The organism is Intestinimonas massiliensis (ex Afouda et al. 2020), from assembly GCF_001244995.1.
GTDB lineage: Bacteria > Bacillota > Clostridia > Oscillospirales > Oscillospiraceae > Intestinimonas > Intestinimonas massiliensis.
This window is the reverse complement of sequence record NZ_LN869529.1, coordinates 76,127-92,854: the sequence shown is the minus strand read 5'-3', so window position 1 is coordinate 92,854 and position 16,728 is coordinate 76,127. Positions and strand designations below refer to the sequence as shown.

Sequence of the window (16,728 nt, the reverse complement as noted above, 5' to 3'; positions counted from 1 at the left end):
CTTGCAGGGGGCTTGGCGCCGCATCCGGAAAGGACAGAGATAGCCAGAACAGCAGTGCAAGTCAGTGCTAGAATTCTTTTCTTCATAGTCTTTCTCCCTTTTTATTTTTTTACAAAGCCTTAACGGCATTTGTAAGTCGATGGAGCGCTTCCTCGACCGTGGAACGAGGAGCGGCGATGTTCATACGCGCATAGCCCTCGCCCTCGGGGCCGAAGGACATACCGCTGTTAAAGCCTAGCTTGGCAATTTCAACCAGCCACTTATCCAAGGCTTTCTGACTTTCAAATCCCAGACCGCGGCAATCCAGCCACAGGAGATAGGTGCCTTCGGCGTGGGTGACTTCAATTCCGGGAACATCCTTCAGGGTCTGCTCCACCAGATCCCGGTTCTTTTCCAGATAGGCCACGAGCTGATCCGCGTAGTAATCGCACTGCTCATAGGCAGTATAGAAAGCAATGGTACCGCAGATGTTCTCGCCGATGGCCTTATTGTTCACCAGCATCTCGTGAACGGCGCTCTTCAGAACAGGGTTGGAGGCAATAAACGCAGCCGTCCGGAAGCCGGGCACGTTAAAGGTCTTGCTGGGGTTCATAAAGGACACGGTGATCTCCGCGAATTCAGGACAGATGCTGGCGAAGGGGATATGCTTATGGCCGCTGTAGACGACATCCTGATGAATCTCATCCGCAATGACCGTCACATGATGCTTGATGCACAGCTTGCCCATACGGGTCAGTTCTTCTCTGGTGAACACTCGCCCGGTGGGGTTCTGGGGGTTACAGAGAATAAATAGCTTGGTCCGATCATCGCTGAGCATCCGCTCCAGTTCTTCCCAGTTGACCTCAAACCGGCCGTTCACATTCACCAGAGCGTTGCGCAGCAGATGCCGGCCATTGTGATCGGACAGATCCTTGAAGGGCGGATAGCAGGGAGTCTGGATCACGATGTTGTCACCGGGCTGGCTCAGTGCCCTGACAGCACAAATCACACCGCCGATTACACCGGGAGAGTACTCAACCCAGGACGGATCTACATCCCACCCAAAACGAACCTTCTGCCATCTGGCACCGGCCTTCTTCAGCCGCTCGCTGTTGAAGGTATAGCCGTAGACGCCCTCCTGCATACGGGCCACCACAGCGTCAACGACAGGCTGGGGACACTTGAAATCCGTGTCCGCAATCCACATAGGGATTACATCCGGTCCGTACTGGTTGTACTTCTTGGCGTCGGTTCCTCTGCGTTCGACATATTCATCGAAATCATGTACCATTTCCACAGTTACCACCTCTGTAATTTCCGCTGTTCAGCATATAGTCCGCAAGGCAGCTTGTATACTAAATTTACTTTCTACTCTACCGAAGCCTCGTATTTTAATGCCCAGGGAATGCTATCCTCAAACTTGCTGCCATGCAGTTTACAGGCTTTGGCGGTGACGGTGGTTTCATATTCAAGCTTGTCATTCAGGATGTCCTTCCTTGTCCTTTTCCAAATTTTTCTCTTGGCCCGCTTTTTGGTATACCATCGTTGCAACTATACCACCTCAAAGCTATGGTTGTAAAGGTGTTTCTGTTTATTTCTACATTTTACCCAATTTTTTCAATGCATTTTTTGAGGAAACCACAAAATTTGTGTTCTATCTTCCATTTCATTTTTCGGTATGCTATAATTCTAATGGTATACCAATAAAGTGGCTTTCCCATCTGCAGCGCGGTGGCGACGAGCAGCAGGGCCCCCTCCTATTGCCGCACCCCATTCTTTGCTTTTTGGCCCAAATTGGAATGCCACGCGCCGTTTCCCCGCCTCCGTTCCCGGCGGTATCATATCCTGAACATGTTAGAAAGAGGTCAATATGCTTACACAACAGCTTTCTGATTTCCTTCACGGCCTGCGCTATCAGGACCTCCCTGAGCAGGCCGTGGACAGCGCCAAAATGTGTGTGGAGGACCTGATCGGCGTGGCTTTTGCCGGCTCGGTCCTGCCCCAGGGCAAAATCTGGAGGCGTTACATTTCCCAGCAGCCCCAGCGCCCGGAGGCCACCGTCTGGGACGGCCGCCTGAGCCGTTTCTCCTGCGAGAACGCCGCCGCGCTGAACGCCGCTTATTCCCATGTCATCGACATGGATGACGTCCATAATTCCTCCATCACCCACCTGGGCGTCGTCACCATCCCCACCGCCCTCGCCGTCGGTCAGAAGCACCACAGCTCAGGCCGCGAAATCCTGGCCGCCATCGCTGCCGGCTACGAGGCCGGCGCCCGCATCGGCGAGGCGATCAACCCCGGCGCCTATCACTACTGGCATACCACAGGAGTGGTGGGGAGCTTCTCCTCCGCGGTGGCCGCCGGTAAGCTGTTGGGTCTGACCCCCGAGCAGTTCCTGAGCGCCATGGGCTCCGCCGGCACCCAGTCCGCGGGCCTCTGGCAGTTCATCCAGGACGGCGCCATGAGCAAGACGCTCCATACCGCCAACGCCACCCTGTGCGGCATCCGTTCGGCGGAGCTGGCCGCCCTGGGCTTTACGGCCGCGCGTGACATCCTGGGCGGCGAGAGGGGGTTCCTGGGCGCCATGACCGCCGACCATCACCCCGAGGCCCTGACCCGCGGCCTCGGAAGCCAGCCCTATCAGATCCAGACCAATTCCTTCAAGCCCTACGCCTGCTGCCGTCACACTCACTCTGCCGATTATTGTGTAGAGCTGCTGAAAAAGAAATACGCCCTGGACCCGGCGCGCATCGTCCGGATCACCGACTACACCTATCAGGTGGCCAAGGACAACGTGGATGCGCCCGCCCCCGCCACACCCTACGGTTTCAAATTCAGCGTCCAGTACTGCATCGCCGCTGCCTTCCTCTACGGCAGCCTGACCGACGAGGTGTTCTCCGCCGACAAGACCAACGCCCCCGCCGCCCGCGCCCTGATGGACAAGGTCACCGTGGTGGTGGACCCCGCCCTGGAGGGCCTGTATCAAGCCGACCACAACCAGTGGCCGCACCGGCTGGAAGTGGAGCTGGACGACGGCACCCGGCTGATCCAGCAGATGGAATACCCCTTTGGGGACTTCAACAACCCCTTTACCTGGGACGACGCCCACACTAAGTTTTTTGCCGTGACCAAAGGCATCCTTCCGAGGGTCGAGGCAGAGGAACTCACCCGCCGCATCGCCGCTCTGGAGGAACTGAACGATATCAACGACCTTTTCTCTCTCCCCTGTGCCGCCGTCGTCTGACGGCCCGCCGGCTGATCGGTCCGCGTGGGTATACCATCACTATCCTCACAGAATGACCGTATCCGATCGAAGCATCGGAGAAAAGGAGTGTAGTTTATATGAATCCCAATGAGGAACTGATCCGCGCATCCGTCCACGACGCCGTTATCCGTGCCGTCACGGAGATCTCGGCGGACGCCAAGGGCCTGCTGGAAGACGCGCTGGCCCGGGAGACCAACGAGACGGCCAAAAGCATGCTCTCTTCCATGGTGGAGAATCTGTCCATTGCCAAGCAGGCCGACAAGGCGGTATGCCAGTCTCCCGGTTACCCCACCGCCTGGCTGACCTACGGGGACGAAAATATGCCTCACTGCGTCAAGGATGCCATTGCCGAGGCCGTGGCCGAGGCCACCAAGAAAGGCTATCTGCGCCCGAGCATGGTGGACCCGTTGACCCGCGTCAACTCCGGCAACAACACCGGCAAGGGCGTGCCCAACATCGAGTATGAATATGTCCCCGGCCAGAAGTATGTGGATTTCATCATCAGCTTCAAGGGCTGCGGGGCGGAGCTGGGCAACGCCATGCAGATCATGACCACCGCCAAGCTGGGCAAGAACCTGTCCGGCCTGAAGCGCTTCATTCTGGAGACCGCCATCAACGCCGGCGGCAAGCCCTGCCCCCCCTACGGCATCGGCATCGGCATCGGCGGTCCGATGGACGTGGCCGCCCAGCTGAGCCGCAAGGCCATCCCCACCCGCCGCTGGGACGATGTGAATCCCGATCCCGAGCTGGCCACCCTGGAGACCGAGCTCAAGGACGCCATCAACTCCCTGGGTCTGGGCGCCGCCGGCACCGGCGGCGACACCGTCTGCCTGGCCCTGAAGATGGAGCGCGCCCACACCCACACCGCCATCGCCCCGGTCTGTATCAACTTCCACTGCTGGGTCGCCCGCCGGGCCGGCATCCGAATTCATGATGACGGACACGTGGAAAAGCTGTTATAATTGGGAGCGAAAGGAGATTGCATCATGGCTACCTATCATCTGTCCACCCCTCTGCAGGAGGAGGATATGCGCAAGCTGGTCATCGGCGACGTGGTCTATCTGACCGGCCACATTTTTACCGCCCGTGACATGGCCCACCTGAAAATCCGCGGCCTTCTGGAGGAGGGCCGGCCTCTGCCCAAGGACTTCACCGGCGCCGCCGTGTTCCACGCCGGACCCGTAGCTCTGAAGAACGAGGACGGCTCCTGGCGTCTGAACGTCATCGGCCCCACCACCTCCATCCGCATGGAGCCCTACGCCGATGTGGTGGGCAAAATGGGCATCCGGGCCGTCATTGGCAAGGGCGGCATGGCCGAGGACACCGTCCGGGCCTGCAACGCGTATGGATATGTCTACCTGCAGGCGGCGCCCGGCTGCGCTGCCAAGCTGGCCCAGGGCGTGGAGAAGATCAACGACGTGACTTGGTTCGAGCTGGGCATGCCGGAGGCCATCTGGGACCTCCAGGCCAAGGAGTTCGGCCCCCTGGTGGTAGGCATGGACACCCACGGCGGCAGCATCTACGCCAGCCTGAAGCAAGCGGCCTTCGAAAAAATTGACGCCCTTTATCCGGCGTAATGTAAGGAGAGATCACACAATGGAATACCGCATCGAGCGCGACAGCATGGGTGAGATGCAGGTCCCGGCGGACCGCTACTGGGCGGCCCAGACCCAGCGGAGTTACCAGAACTTCAAGATCGGCACCGAAAAGATGCCTGTGGAGATCGTCCACGCCTTCGGCATTTTGAAGAAGGCCGCCGCCATGGCCAACCACGGCCTTGGCAAGCTGGACGACGCCAAATTTCAGGCGATCTGCGCCGCCTGCGACGACGTGATCGCCCACAAGCTGGACGACCACTTCCCCCTGGTGGTGTGGCAGACGGGCTCCGGTACCCAGAGCAACATGAACGTCAACGAGGTGGTGGCCAACCGCGGCAACGAGATTGCGGGCGGGAAGCTGCTCCACCCCAATGACCATGTGAACATGTCCCAGAGCTCCAACGACACCTTCCCCACCGCCATGCACATCGCGGCTGCGGTGGAACTGGAGGACAAGCTCTTCCCCGCGCTGGATGCCCTGGCGGCCACCTTCCGCCGACTGGAGGCGGAAAACGCCGACGTGGTGAAGTCGGGCCGCACCCATCTTCAGGACGCGGTGCCCATCACCCTGGGCCAGGAGATCAGCGGCTGGCGGAATATGCTGGAGAAGGACCGGGCCATGCTGGAGCTGGCCCTTCCCGGCCTGCACGAGCTGGCCCTGGGCGGCACCGCCGTGGGCACCGGCCTCAACGCCCCCGCGGGCTTTGCCGAGGACGTGGCCAAGGCGGTCAGCGAGCTGACCGGCAAGCACTTCGTTACCGCCCCCAATAAGTTCCACGCCCTCACCAGCAAGGACGAGCTGGTCTTTGCCCACGGCGCTCTGAAGGCGCTGGCCGCCGACCTGATGAAGATCGCCAACGATGTGCGTTGGCTGGCCTCCGGCCCCCGCTGCGGCCTGGGCGAGATCCGCATCCCGGAAAACGAGCCCGGCTCGTCCATCATGCCTGGCAAGGTCAACCCCACCCAGTGCGAGGCGGTGACCATGGTGGCCGTTCAGGTCATGGCCAACGATGTGGCCGTGGGCCTGTCTGCCAGCCAGGGCAACTTCGAGCTCAACGTGTTCATGCCGGTGTGCATCTACAACTTCCTCCAGTCCGTCCGCCTGCTCACCGACTGCATGACCTCCTTTAACCAGAACTGTGCCCAGGGCATCACCGCCGACCGGGAGAAGTGCCGTCACAACCTCTACAACTCCCTGATGCTGGTCACCGCCCTGAACCCCTACATCGGCTATGACAACGCCGCCAAGACCGCCAAGCTGGCCCACAGGGAGAACATCTCCCTGAAGGAGGCCTGTGTGAAGCTGGGCTTCCTGACGGCGGAGCGGTTCGACGAGGTATTCCACCCCGAAGAGATGGTGTAAGGCCCCGCCGCCAAACTCCACCCACATTGAGAAAGGAAGCATCGACTCATGGATGAAATCAGTCAGAAGTCTCTGGACCTCCACTATGCCCTGCACGGCAAGATCGAGGTCATCGCCCGGAAGCATGTGGAGACCCGGGAGGACCTGTCCCTCCTGTATACCCCCGGCGTGGCCCAGCCCTGCCGGGAGATCCAGGCCGACTATGACAAGTCTTTCGACCTGACCCGCCGGAGCAATCTGGTGGCCGTCATCACCGACGGCTCCGCCGTGCTGGGTCTGGGCGATATCGGCCCCGCGGCCGGCATGCCCGTCATGGAGGGCAAGTGCGCCCTCTTCAAGGAGTTCGGCGACGTGGACGCCATTCCCCTGTGTGTGGACACCAAGGACGTGGACAAGCTGGTGGAGACCATTGCGCTCCTCTCCAAGAGCTTCGGCGGCATCAATCTGGAGGACATCGCCGCGCCCCGGTGCTTCGAGGTAGAGCGCCGCCTGAAGGAGATCTGCGACATCCCCGTGTTCCACGACGACCAGCACGGCACCGCCATCGTGGTGGCCGCCGCCATGCTCAACGCCATCAAGGTCACCAAGAAGCAGATGGGGCAGGTGAAGATCGTCATCAACGGCGCCGGCGCTGCCGGCATCGCCATCGGCAAGCTGCTCATCCAGATGGGCTTCGGCAACGTGGTGATGTGCGACATCCACGGCATCATCTGTGAGGGCGACGCAGGACTCAATCCCGGCCAGGAGGAGATCTCCCATATCTCCAACCGAAACCATGAGCACGGCACCCTGGCCGACGCGCTGAAGGGGGCCGACGCCTTTGTGGGCGTGTCCCGGCCCGGCCTGGTCACCGCCGAGATGGTGGGCACCATGAACCAGGGCATCGTCTTCCCCATGGCCAACCCCGTGCCTGAGATCATGCCCGACGAGGCCAAGCGGGGCGGCGCGGCGGTGGTGGGCACCGGCCGCAGCGACTTTCCCAACCAGATCAACAACGTGCTGGTCTTCCCCGGCGTATTCAAGGGAGCCCTGATGGTCCGCGCCACCGACATCACCGAGGGCATGAAGATCCGGGCCGCCCACGCGCTGGCCGACCTGATCCCTGCCGATCAGCTCTCTCCTGAATATATCATTCCCTCCGTTCTGGACAAGTCGGTGGCCGAGGTCGTGGCCAAGGCCGTGGCCGACGAGGCCAAGGAGCAGGGCATCGCCCGTATCCGTTGAAACATCGAATAAGGAGGATCTCACCATTCACATCGCCCCAATGAAGTTTCCTGATGGTCTGCCTCCCAAGAAGCATTTCTCTATGCGAGGGCAATTTCATCCATGCTGCGCCTTTACGGTATCCTATCAGCCGGCCTTCCGCCCTTCCCCGGTCCCATGCCAAAACATATCCGTAAGTTTTCCGTCGGTTTTTACGGCCTTCTCCCTTTCTTTTCAAGAAAAAGTATGGTATACTTTTAAAGATTGATTTTGTTTGAAAAAATATGTTGAGGATGTGATCCGGTATGGGAACGCCCGCGAAAGCCAATGGAGGTGGCGGTCGTTATTATGAGCACGTCATTGACAGTATCAAGGGCATGATTGCCCGAGGCGAACTAAAGTGCGGAGAAAAGATCCCTTCGGAACGGGATCTGGCCGAGCGGTTCAACGTCAGCCGGGTTCCGATCCGGGAGGCGCTGAAGATCCTGGAATACATGGGGATTCTGGACAGCAGCCGAGGAGACGGCACCTATGTGCGCAACATCACCGTCGAGGATCTGATCGGCAAGATGGACTTTGCGGTCACGGCCACGGCGGACACTCTGATGGATCTGCTGGAGCTCCGAATCAGTCTGGAGACCTTTGCCGCTTATTATGCCGCCCAGCGGCGCACCGACGAGGATATCGACGCCCTGCGGCAGACCATTGTGGACATGCGTGAGGCAAAAAAGCTCCCTCATATGGACGATGCCAGCATTCAGCACCTGCGGCAGCTCTCCCATCAGTTCCACCGCTGTCTGGTACGTGCGGCGCACAATTCGGTGCTTTCCAGCGTCTATGAGAACCTTTACGAGCTGTTGGATATCTCCCGCCAGTTTACCACCAACAGCAGCGGCTTCTCCTACAACTCCATTCTGGCCCACGAAGCGGTCTTCAACAAAATCATCCAAAAGGATGCCGAAGGGGCCAGAGAGTCCATGCAGGAGCATCTGGCCGACGTGCGTATCAATCTCTCCACCAAGCTGGCCGAGGCCGAGGCGGAAGAGCTGCTCCACGCGACCCCGGCGGGATGACCGCCTGTCCCGGCATTCAATTGGTTCCGTCCTGTACCAAAAAGGGCGTTGTTTTCGACAGAAAACAACGCCCTTTTCTGTTTTGGACCATGCCGAAACGGCTTTGCTATCAAAACGACGCAGAGTGGAAAGTAGAGCGGGAGGCCGAACAACAGAAACAGGCATGACAAAGGTGGGAACATCTGAAATGATGTTCCCACCTGTTTTACTTATTCAGTAATCGTTATCTTTACGACAATCCCTCAAGAAATAAATGCACACACCAACTGAGTAATGTGTTCTCATGACACAGTTCAATCGAACATAACCGCCTCAGCTAAGTCTTGATTGGTATTTAATATTTCTGGGTCTACAATAGACACCGGAGCATTACTCTTCACTCTTTCTGCTCCTGTGATATCCCATCCGCCGCCAGCAACAGCTTCGTTTGTATTCACCATTACTTCCATACCACTATACATGAATCTTAACCAACCTTCTGCAGTTGGCGTGTCTTCTCCGAAGTACTCATAATCGTCGACACCGATCAGGGAGAAGAAATCTTGAAAGGACATGTCATCTTCCATGTCTGTAAAAAGTATGTTTGCTATTGTTATAAAACCAGCGCATTTTAGCTGGTCTTCACATTCGTTCATGGCCTTTTCAAAATCACCGCTCTGTCCTCCAAAAAAGAAGTAAACATATTCCGCCCCCTGTTCCCCAAAACATGCAGTAGCACTATCTGGGAATCCATCTAAACTTACAATAAATTCGCCTTCAGGATACTCATTTTTCAATTCACTAAGTGTTTTTCCAATGTCATTAAAAAATTCAGGCGTGCTTGTATCACTGTCGATAGGGGCTACAGGTGCGCAAGCAGAAACTGTGAATGATACAAGCAAAAATATGATTGCAATGACTACGTTTCGTTTCATATTAACCTCCATACTGCGATATCATACTGCTAATGTAACATTTGTGAGGAATTTCTTGAAGTAAATCTATAGACAGAATGATGTATTATTGAATGAATTATAACAAGAATCACGACAAAAAACAACGACGCAGAGTGGAAAGTAGAGCGGGAGGCCGAACAACAGAAACAGGTATGATAAAGGCGGGAACATCTATAACGATGCTCCCGCCTTGTGCTGTCTTACCTAAAAGGAGGGGGTGTCTTATGCCCATAATACGAAAAAACGGGCCGCCAAATCAGCGTTTGAAAAGCCAAGCGATAAAAGACCAGCCGCAGACAAGAAGGATTAGTATAAGGCCCAAAATGCCGAGCATTCGAGAGATAAAACTATCTTTTGGCAGGTCAATAAAAAGGAATGCGAAAATCATGGATAAATTGCAAAAAGGATGCCAGTACATCTTATATGCAAAGCGATAGGAGTGTAATCTATCAGGCGCAGGTAATTTTAGGTTATAACCGATTGTGATTAAGAAGAAAAGGAGCGGTACTCCCAATAACAGTACACTTACTGGAAATACAATAAAAGATGCTTGCCGAAGCACCACCCAAAGCAACAGCGTGAGAAAAGTAATAAAGTCGAGGTATTTGGATACTTTCCAATATTTTAACTGTTTGCTCATTGCACCTCTCCTTCAAAGTCACTTTACTAAATGCGCCATCTCCGCTTATGACACACAAAGTAAATTCTAATTTGTACACCTAATGCGTACCATCCTCTGTTTTTGAGTAAATTATAGCATTATTCCAAAAAGCAAGCAAGGGCGGAAACTCATATTCCCGCCCTTGCTTGTCATAGCACATTTTCAATAGAAATGATAAATCCGAACACATTACCCACTTGGATAATGTAGTTCGGATTATCATTGTTTGGTCGGAGTGTAATTATAGGATCTGGAAAAACCCAGTCATATCAATGGTTTGTAAGTTGTCAGCAAGAGGTTTTTATCTATGTTACTTTTTTAGGTAAATCTGCGGAAAGTTTTTGTCTTTAATTTTGAGGTCTTGCCTAATTGCTTTTACTATATTAGTGAGGAACTCATCGTGAAAATCAGTTTCTTTCCCGACTGCCTCATTTTCATACTGCAATATACTTTTTACTACCTCTTCACTTCCTACAATAAGCAGTTTGTCACGATGATAAGTATATTTTGAAATGGCATCTCTGCTACTATTGTTCGCTGCAAGATTATGTAAAGATTCGATATATGAAATATAGTGTTCTTCTTTCAGTTTTCTTAACTGAAGCATATTGCTGTTTTTATTCGAGAGAATTGCTCCGATAACAGCTACTATAACAGCAGATATTGCACCAAGAACAGATATTATTATTTCCATCAGATACCACCTCAAGATAAGAATACCATATTCTTGTAGGCTTAGCCAGCAAATTTTTTTAAGAAAACAAAAAGGTGAGTCCTATAAGAACTCACCTTTGGTCCGAGTGACTGGATTCGAACCAGCGGCCTCTTGAACCCCATTCAAGCGCGATACCAAACTTCGCCACACCCGGAAATCGCCGTCTGTTCCAGACGGCTTGATTATATTAACACATTCTGGCCGGACTTGCAAGTCCTTTTTCCTGTTTCGCTAAAATTTTTCGTCCGGCATCTCTGGCCCATAGCCGGCAAACAGCTCCATCATGCGGCGGATAAAGCCCTCCCGGTCTGAGCCCGTCACCAGCCGGGCATTGGCCGTCCGCTTGGCGTCGCTGTAGGCGTCGGTCACGGTCTTTCCCCGGGTTACCTTCCCGTGGCGCTCCACCCCGATCCAACACGGTTTGGACTCGAACAGACTGCGGTCGATGGCGTACATCATGGCGCAGGGGTCATGCAGCGGCGCCCCACCGGTGCGGAACTGCCGTGCGTTCTCTTCGATCCCGCTACCCATAAAATAGGCCGCCAACCTGGCCTGGACGCTCCCCAGTGCAGCCAGCTCCTCCACCTCCCGTGCCGTGATATAGGTACTGTGGGTCACATCCAGGCCGCACATCACCACCGGAATGCCGGAACGGAACACCAGCTCCGCCGCCTCCGGGTCGGCCAGGACGTTGAACTCCGCCGCCGGCGTGGTATTCCCAAAGGCCGCCGCGCCGCCCATCATCGTGACGCACCGTACCAGCCCGGCCAGCTCCGGGTACAGGGACAGGGCGATCCCCAGATTGGTCAGCGGCCCGGTAGCGACCACCTCCAGCGCTCCGCCCCAAGCCTCCGCCTCCCGCCGGAGGGCCTCCCAGGCCGGTCCCGCTTCCGGCATCCGCACCGGCGCGGGCAGCTCCGCACCCAGCAGACCGTCCTCCCCATGAAAATGCTCGGCGGTGATGGGCGCGCCGAACATGGGGCGGTCCGCGCCGGCATACACCGGCGCCGCCGCGCCCGACAGCTCCACGATTTTCAGCGCGTTCCCCAGAGTCCGCTCCAGCCCCACGTTTCCCGCCACAGCGGAAATGCCCCGGACATCCAGCTCCGCCGCCTGAAAGGCCATCATCAGCGCTACGGCGTCGTCGATCCCCGGATCACAGTCGATGAAAACAGGCCGCCGCTCCATCACATTCCCTCCCCATAACGCTCCACAGCCCGTACCAGCAGGTCCACAAACCCGGCCCGGTCCACATCCAGCAGAACTGTGGCATTGGGCCGCTTTCCAGTCTGGTGATAATAGTCTGCTATGGTGGCTCCCCGGCAGTAATCTCCGCCGGTCTCCACCTCGATATACAGCTCCTCCCCGCGGAACAGCTCCGGCGCAATCAGGGCGGCCACGGCCACGCCGTCGTGGACAGGCGCCCCCCGGTAGCCCTTCTCCCGATGGAACCGGTAGAAAAAATCCAGCCAGTCGGCCACCACGCGGGCCACTGGATTGCCCGCCGCCCGAATGCGCTGGAACTCCTCCGGGTAGACCAGGGCCTGCTCCGTCACGTCCAGCCCAGCCATGGTGATGGGCACGCCGGAGCGGAATACCAGCTCCGCCGCTTCCGGGTCCACCAGGATGTTGAACTCCGCCGCCGGGGTCCAATTCCCATGCCGGATGCCCCCGCCCATCATAGAGATGCGGCCGATCCTGGACTTCAGCTCCGGGTGGGACAGCAGCAGCGCGGCCACATTGGTCAGCGGCCCGGTGGATACCAGGGTTACCGGCTCGCCGCTCGCCCGCAGGACCCGGGCCATCTGCTCCACGGCGCTGATGGGTTCCGGCCGGCGCAGCGGCTCCGGCAGGGCCGGGCCGTCCAGCCCCGTCTCCCCATGGACGCTGGGAGCCACCATGGGCTCCGAGACCAGCGGCCCCGGCCGGCCCTTGGCCATGGGAGCGTCGATCCCCAGCAGAGCCATGACCCGCAGGGCGTTATAGGTGGTCTTTTCAATGGTCTGGTTCCCGCTGACCGAGGTCACGGCCCGGATCTCCAGCCGTGGACTGGCTTTAGCCAGCATCCAGGCGATGGCGTCGTCATGGCCGGGGTCTCCGTCCAGAAGGATGGGGATGGAGCGCATGGGATTCACCTCACTTCTCATTTTGGGCCTCCGCTGGGTACAGCAGCCGGAAGCGGCTGCGCTCAAACGCCACCACACCCTCCCGCTTCAGGGTACCCAGTTCCCGGGACAGGGCGCTGCGGTCGGCGCAGAGGTAGTCGGCCAGTCCCTGGCGGTCCAGTGGAATCTCAAACGTGGCCCCGCCGGCCCCCGCCGCCTGCTCTTCCAAGTAGGACAGCAGCTTTTCCCGCAGCGTGCGCTTGGACAGGTGCTCCATCCGCCGGGTCAAAAAGACGTTCTTCCGGGCCAGTACCGAGATCAGGTTGCGAATCAGCTCCCCGTGGAATCGGCAGGCCGTGGGACAGGTGGTCAGAAGCCTTTTACCGTCCAGCAGCACCACCGCGCTGTCCGCGCTGGCCAGCACCGATACCGGCAGCGTTTCTGTCCGCGCGCAGGCATAGGCCTCCCCAAAGAGTTCTCCCGGACCCAGGGCGGCCAGGATCGTGCGGTAACCCAGGGCATCCTCCCGGCAGACCTGAAGTCCGCCGGAGAGCACCACGCCCATCTGGTCCGCCGGGCCGCCGCTGCGCAGAACAAATTCCCCCCGGCCGTACCGCCGGACCACCGCCCCCAGGCATTGCAGCATCGCGCGGGCGTCCGCCTCCGCAGCGCCTGCGAACAGCGGCGATTGGCACAGCACCTGCAAATAATTCTCCAAAAAAGCCCCTCCCGTTGCCGTTGCAACATACAGTTCTCTCTCAGTATAGTATGCTCCTATTCGAAATGCAAGTGCCGTCTTTCCCACTCGGGAACAACTGATAGGAGTGTCACAGATATGGTAAGAAAGATCATCAAAATCGACGAGAACAAATGCAACGGCTGCGGGCTGTGCGCGGCGGCCTGCCACGAAGGGGCCATCGGCATGGTAAACGGCAAGGCCAAACTGCTGCGGGAGGACTACTGCGACGGTCTGGGGGATTGTCTCCCCGCCTGCCCCACCGGCGCCATCACCTTTGAGGAGCGGGAGGCCCCCGCTTACGACCACGCCGCCGTGCTGGCCGCCAAGGCCGCCCGGCAAACCGCCAGCGCCCCGCTCCCCTGCGGCTGCCCCGGCTCGGCCAGCCGCGTCATCCGGAGGGAAGAGCGCCCCGCAGCGTCCGGCGAGATCCCCTCAGAGCTGCGGCAGTTCCCTGTGCAGCTCAAGCTGGTGCCCGTCCGGGCCCCCTACTTCGACGGGGCGGACCTGCTCATCGCCGCCGACTGTACGGCCTTTGCCTATGGCGCCTTCCACCGGGACTTCATCCGCGGCCGGGTGGTCCTGGTGGGCTGTCCCAAGCTGGACGAGGGGGATTACACGGAAAAGCTCTCCGCCATTCTCGCCGCCAACGAGATCCGCAGCGTGACCGTCGTCCGGATGGAGGTCCCCTGCTGCGGCGGCATCCAGCGCGCCGCGGAGGCCGCCGTGGCCGCGTCCGGCCGCAAGATCCCGCTGAAGGTGTCCGTCATCGGGATCGACGGCCAGCTCCGCAGCTAATACGGAAGGTCCGCTCCCGACCGGGAGCGGACCTTCTTATTCTCTCGCCATCCCAATCCGGAATGGGAGTGCAGGATCGTTTGCCTCTCCAGCGGCCCGCATATCCGGCCGGGCTCGCGCAAGGCCGAGTTCAGCCCTGCTTCACCGGGCCTTGACGGGTTCGGCATCTTCCGGCTCCGCCGACGGGTAAAACCGCTTTACAAATTCTGCAAATTTTTGGATATACGGCTTTAGAATGTAGTTTTTCTGATAGATCAGGTAGAGGCTCCGCCGCGCCGCGCTCTCCGGCAGCTCGAACCCCAGCAGCCGCTTCTCCTCACAGAAATTCCGGGCTGCCCGCTCGGAGAGGATGGAGATCCCCAAACCCTGCGCCACCAGATTCTTGATGGCCTCCTGATCGTTGATGCGGGCGATGACCTGCAGCTCGGATTCCCGGATGCCCATGCTCTCTAGAAAGCGGTCCGCGCTCTTCTTGCTGCCGCTCCCGTTCTCCCGCAGGATCATCGCCTCCCCCAGCAGCGCCTCCACAGGAAAAGCCCCCTGGGCCTTCAGCGCCAGGAAATGCTCGTTCACCGGTGTGATCAGCACCATCCGGTCCTGATAGAAGGGGATGCAGGCCAGAGCCTCGTCCGCGCAGCGCATCCCCACCAGTCCCACGTCAAAATTGCCCTGCAGCAGTCCGTCCACGATGCCCTGGCTGTCGCTTTGATGGATGGAAAAATAGGTGTCGGGGTGGGCCTTCCCATATGCGGGGAGCAGTTCCGGCAGGATGTAGGCGGAGGGAATGGTGGAGGCGCCTAGACGGATGATTTTCCGGCTCTCGCCCGCCCAGCGCTGGAGCAGATTGTCCCGCAGGCTCAGAATGTGGCAGGCGCACTCGTACAGCTCCCACCCCCGGGGCGTGATCTCGATGCTCTTGGTGGTCCGGATGATGAGGCGGGAGTGGAGCTCCTCTTCCAGTTGCCGGATATGCGTGCTGATGGTGGGTTGGGAGATATAGAGCTTTTCCGCCGCCTTGGTGAAGCTGCGGTACTCCACCACGTTGGTAAAGGATTCCAACTGCTTAAGCTCCATGGCCGCGCCGCCCCTTCAGGATCTCCTCCAGGGCCCCGAGGGCCGTGTCCACCTCTTCCTCCGTGTTCCACCAGCCGAAGGAGAAGCGGATGGTACCGGTAGGATAGGTCCCCAGGGTCCTATGGGCGGCAGGGGCGCAGTGCAGGCCCACCCGGGTCATGATCCCATAGGTCTCATCCAGCTCCCAGGCCACCTGGGACAACTCCCGCCCCGGGGTCTGCAGGGACACCACCCCCGTTCGGCCGCGGAGGTCCCCCCTCCCCGCCACCCGGATACCGGGTATGGCCCGAAGCCCCTCCAGAAAGCGCGCCGTCAGCTTCTGCTCATGGGCCCGGACCGCGTCGATGCCGGTGTCCTTCAGCCAGGCCAGGCCGGCGTGCAGGCCCAGGATACCCGGCAGGTTCAGCGTCCCCGCCTCAAAGCGGTCCGGCAGAAAGTCCGGCGTCTCCTCCGTATGGCTGAGGCTGCCCGTCCCGCCGGAGAGCAGGGGCTCCACCTGTCCGATCAGGTCTTCCCGGAGCACGAAGCCCCCGACGCCCTGGGGGCCCAGCAGGCCCTTGTGGCCGGTGAAGGCCAGGGCGTCGATGTGCATGTCCCCCATGTGGATGGGCCAGACGCCGGCGGTCTGGGCGGAATCCACGAAAAAGCGCAGGCCGTGGGCCGCGCAGAACTCCCCCACCTCCCCCAGCGGCAGCAGCGTCCCACACACGTTGCTGGCATGGGTCATGACCACGGCCCGGGTGCGGGGGGTCAGGCTGCCGGCGAGGGCCTCGACCCGCAGGCTCCCGTCCTCTGCGCAGGGGACCCGGGAAAAGGAGACGCCTCTGCGCTCCAACTGCACCAGAGGCCGCATGACGGCGTTGTGCTCCACAGCGGACACCAACACATGGTCGCCGGGCCGGAGGAAGCCCTTCAGCAGGACGTTCAGACTCTCGGTGACGTTTTTGGTAAAGACCACGTTCTTGCAGTCCTCCCCGCCGAACAGCTCGCACAGCATCTGCCGGGTCTCGTAAACGGTCTCCTCCACGCGGTAGGCCCGCTGGTAACAGCCCCGGTTGATGTTGCTGCCCGTCTGCGTCAGAAAGCCATACATGGCGTCCGCCACGGCCCTGGGCTTGGGAAAGGTGGTGCTGGCGTTGTCCAGATAGATGCTTCCCATGCGAGGTCCTCCCTTCTGGGTGTTTCTTCTCTATCGTAGCATCTTTTTATTGGATTTTCAAATA

At 58.8% G+C, this 16,728-nt stretch carries 16 protein-coding genes and 1 tRNA gene; 7 read left to right on the top strand and 10 right to left on the bottom strand.

The window, feature by feature from the left end:
* Nucleotides 1–109 precede the first annotated feature (109 nt).
* On the bottom strand, nt 110–1,270 hold the full coding sequence (locus BN2154_RS04555; protein WP_050617702.1) for a MalY/PatB family protein: 1,161 nt from the start codon (nt 1,268–1,270) through the stop codon (nt 110–112).
* A gap of 579 nt (nt 1,271–1,849) precedes the next feature.
* Here BN2154_RS04555 and BN2154_RS04545 point away from each other — a divergent pair.
* The 6 genes from BN2154_RS04545 to BN2154_RS04520 all read left to right on the top strand — a co-directional run bounded on the left by BN2154_RS04545 (nt 1,850) and on the right by BN2154_RS04520 (nt 8,481).
* Nucleotides 1,850–3,223, top strand: coding sequence for an MmgE/PrpD family protein (locus tag BN2154_RS04545; RefSeq protein ID WP_050617700.1), 1,374 nt, complete (start codon nt 1,850–1,852; stop codon nt 3,221–3,223).
* A gap of 98 nt (nt 3,224–3,321) precedes the next feature.
* Nucleotides 3,322–4,206, top strand: a complete 885-nt coding sequence (locus BN2154_RS04540) for a fumarate hydratase (RefSeq protein WP_050617699.1) — start codon at nt 3,322–3,324, stop codon at nt 4,204–4,206.
* Nucleotides 4,207–4,230: 24 nt separating this feature from the next.
* A complete protein-coding gene (locus BN2154_RS04535) occupies nt 4,231–4,821 on the top strand; it encodes a FumA C-terminus/TtdB family hydratase beta subunit (protein WP_050617698.1) in 591 nt (196 codons plus the stop codon).
* Between the two features lie 19 nt (nt 4,822–4,840).
* Nucleotides 4,841–6,205, top strand: a complete 1,365-nt coding sequence (fumC, locus tag BN2154_RS04530; protein WP_050617697.1) for a class II fumarate hydratase — start codon at nt 4,841–4,843, stop codon at nt 6,203–6,205.
* A gap of 48 nt (nt 6,206–6,253) precedes the next feature.
* Nucleotides 6,254–7,429, top strand: a complete 1,176-nt coding sequence (locus BN2154_RS04525; protein ID WP_050617696.1) for an NAD(P)-dependent malic enzyme — start codon at nt 6,254–6,256, stop codon at nt 7,427–7,429.
* Nucleotides 7,430–7,713: 284 nt separating this feature from the next.
* Nucleotides 7,714–8,481, top strand: a complete 768-nt coding sequence (locus tag BN2154_RS04520; RefSeq protein WP_050617695.1) for a FadR/GntR family transcriptional regulator — start codon at nt 7,714–7,716, stop codon at nt 8,479–8,481.
* A 293-nt stretch (nt 8,482–8,774) separates the two neighbouring features.
* On the opposite strand, the gene BN2154_RS04515 is transcribed toward BN2154_RS04520, so the two are convergent.
* The 7 genes from BN2154_RS04515 to BN2154_RS04485 form a co-directional block, all read right to left on the bottom strand.
* Nucleotides 8,775–9,395, bottom strand: a complete 621-nt coding sequence (locus BN2154_RS04515) for a hypothetical protein (RefSeq protein WP_050617694.1) — start codon at nt 9,393–9,395, stop codon at nt 8,775–8,777.
* Nucleotides 9,396–9,672: 277 nt separating this feature from the next.
* Nucleotides 9,673–10,056 (bottom strand): hypothetical protein, encoded by a 384-nt coding sequence (locus BN2154_RS04510; protein ID WP_050617693.1) that lies wholly within the window; start codon nt 10,054–10,056, stop codon nt 9,673–9,675.
* A gap of 331 nt (nt 10,057–10,387) precedes the next feature.
* Nucleotides 10,388–10,771, bottom strand: coding sequence for a hypothetical protein (locus tag BN2154_RS04505; RefSeq protein ID WP_050617692.1), 384 nt, complete (start codon nt 10,769–10,771; stop codon nt 10,388–10,390).
* Between the two features lie 98 nt (nt 10,772–10,869).
* A tRNA-Pro gene (locus BN2154_RS04500) sits at nt 10,870–10,946 on the bottom strand.
* Between the two features lie 77 nt (nt 10,947–11,023).
* Complete coding sequence (locus tag BN2154_RS04495) at nt 11,024–11,980, bottom strand: nucleoside hydrolase (RefSeq protein ID WP_050617691.1); 957 nt, start codon at nt 11,978–11,980, stop codon at nt 11,024–11,026.
* Nucleotides 11,980–12,939, bottom strand: coding sequence for a nucleoside hydrolase (locus BN2154_RS04490; RefSeq protein ID WP_207641541.1), 960 nt, complete (start codon nt 12,937–12,939; stop codon nt 11,980–11,982). Before BN2154_RS04490 ends, BN2154_RS04495 begins: the two co-directional genes overlap by 1 nt.
* Nucleotides 12,929–13,615: a Crp/Fnr family transcriptional regulator gene (locus tag BN2154_RS04485; protein WP_050617690.1), complete on the bottom strand. Its 687-nt coding sequence runs from the start codon at nt 13,613–13,615 to the stop codon at nt 12,929–12,931. The genes BN2154_RS04490 and BN2154_RS04485 overlap by 11 nt, the downstream gene beginning before the upstream one ends.
* A 117-nt stretch (nt 13,616–13,732) precedes the next feature.
* Between BN2154_RS04485 and BN2154_RS04480 the strand changes: the two genes are divergently transcribed.
* Nucleotides 13,733–14,431 (top strand): ATP-binding protein, encoded by a 699-nt coding sequence (locus BN2154_RS04480; RefSeq protein WP_050617689.1) that lies wholly within the window; start codon nt 13,733–13,735, stop codon nt 14,429–14,431.
* Nucleotides 14,432–14,572: 141 nt separating this feature from the next.
* On the opposite strand, the gene BN2154_RS04475 is transcribed toward BN2154_RS04480, so the two are convergent.
* Nucleotides 14,573–15,505, bottom strand: coding sequence for a selenium metabolism-associated LysR family transcriptional regulator (locus BN2154_RS04475; protein WP_050617688.1), 933 nt, complete (start codon nt 15,503–15,505; stop codon nt 14,573–14,575).
* Nucleotides 15,495–16,664, bottom strand: coding sequence for an aminotransferase class V-fold PLP-dependent enzyme (locus BN2154_RS04470; protein ID WP_050617687.1), 1,170 nt, complete (start codon nt 16,662–16,664; stop codon nt 15,495–15,497). Before BN2154_RS04470 ends, BN2154_RS04475 begins: the two co-directional genes overlap by 11 nt.
* Between the last annotated feature and the right edge of the window lie 64 nt (nt 16,665–16,728).

Bases quoted from the DNA above. Each gene is read 5' to 3' on its own strand.
- BN2154_RS04490 (WP_207641541.1), bottom strand. From the start codon at position 12,939: ATGAGAAGTGAGGTGAATCCCATGCGCTCCATCCCCATCCTTCTGGAC.
- BN2154_RS04535 (WP_050617698.1), top strand. From the start codon at position 4,231: ATGGCTACCTATCATCTGTCCACCCCTCTGCAGGAGGAGGATATGCGC.
- BN2154_RS04470 (WP_050617687.1), bottom strand. From the start codon at position 16,664: ATGGGAAGCATCTATCTGGACAACGCCAGCACCACCTTTCCCAAGCCC.
- BN2154_RS04505 (WP_050617692.1), bottom strand. From the start codon at position 10,771: ATGGAAATAATAATATCTGTTCTTGGTGCAATATCTGCTGTTATAGTA.
- BN2154_RS04520 (WP_050617695.1), top strand. From the start codon at position 7,714: ATGGGAACGCCCGCGAAAGCCAATGGAGGTGGCGGTCGTTATTATGAG.
- BN2154_RS04480 (WP_050617689.1), top strand. From the start codon at position 13,733: ATGGTAAGAAAGATCATCAAAATCGACGAGAACAAATGCAACGGCTGC.
- fumC (WP_050617697.1), top strand. From the start codon at position 4,841: ATGGAATACCGCATCGAGCGCGACAGCATGGGTGAGATGCAGGTCCCG.
- BN2154_RS04515 (WP_050617694.1), bottom strand. From the start codon at position 9,395: ATGAAACGAAACGTAGTCATTGCAATCATATTTTTGCTTGTATCATTC.
- BN2154_RS04495 (WP_050617691.1), bottom strand. From the start codon at position 11,980: ATGGAGCGGCGGCCTGTTTTCATCGACTGTGATCCGGGGATCGACGAC.
- BN2154_RS04540 (WP_050617699.1), top strand. From the start codon at position 3,322: ATGAATCCCAATGAGGAACTGATCCGCGCATCCGTCCACGACGCCGTT.
- BN2154_RS04475 (WP_050617688.1), bottom strand. From the start codon at position 15,505: ATGGAGCTTAAGCAGTTGGAATCCTTTACCAACGTGGTGGAGTACCGC.
- BN2154_RS04510 (WP_050617693.1), bottom strand. From the start codon at position 10,056: ATGAGCAAACAGTTAAAATATTGGAAAGTATCCAAATACCTCGACTTT.
- BN2154_RS04525 (WP_050617696.1), top strand. From the start codon at position 6,254: ATGGATGAAATCAGTCAGAAGTCTCTGGACCTCCACTATGCCCTGCAC.
- BN2154_RS04555 (WP_050617702.1), bottom strand. From the start codon at position 1,270: ATGGTACATGATTTCGATGAATATGTCGAACGCAGAGGAACCGACGCC.
- BN2154_RS04545 (WP_050617700.1), top strand. From the start codon at position 1,850: ATGCTTACACAACAGCTTTCTGATTTCCTTCACGGCCTGCGCTATCAG.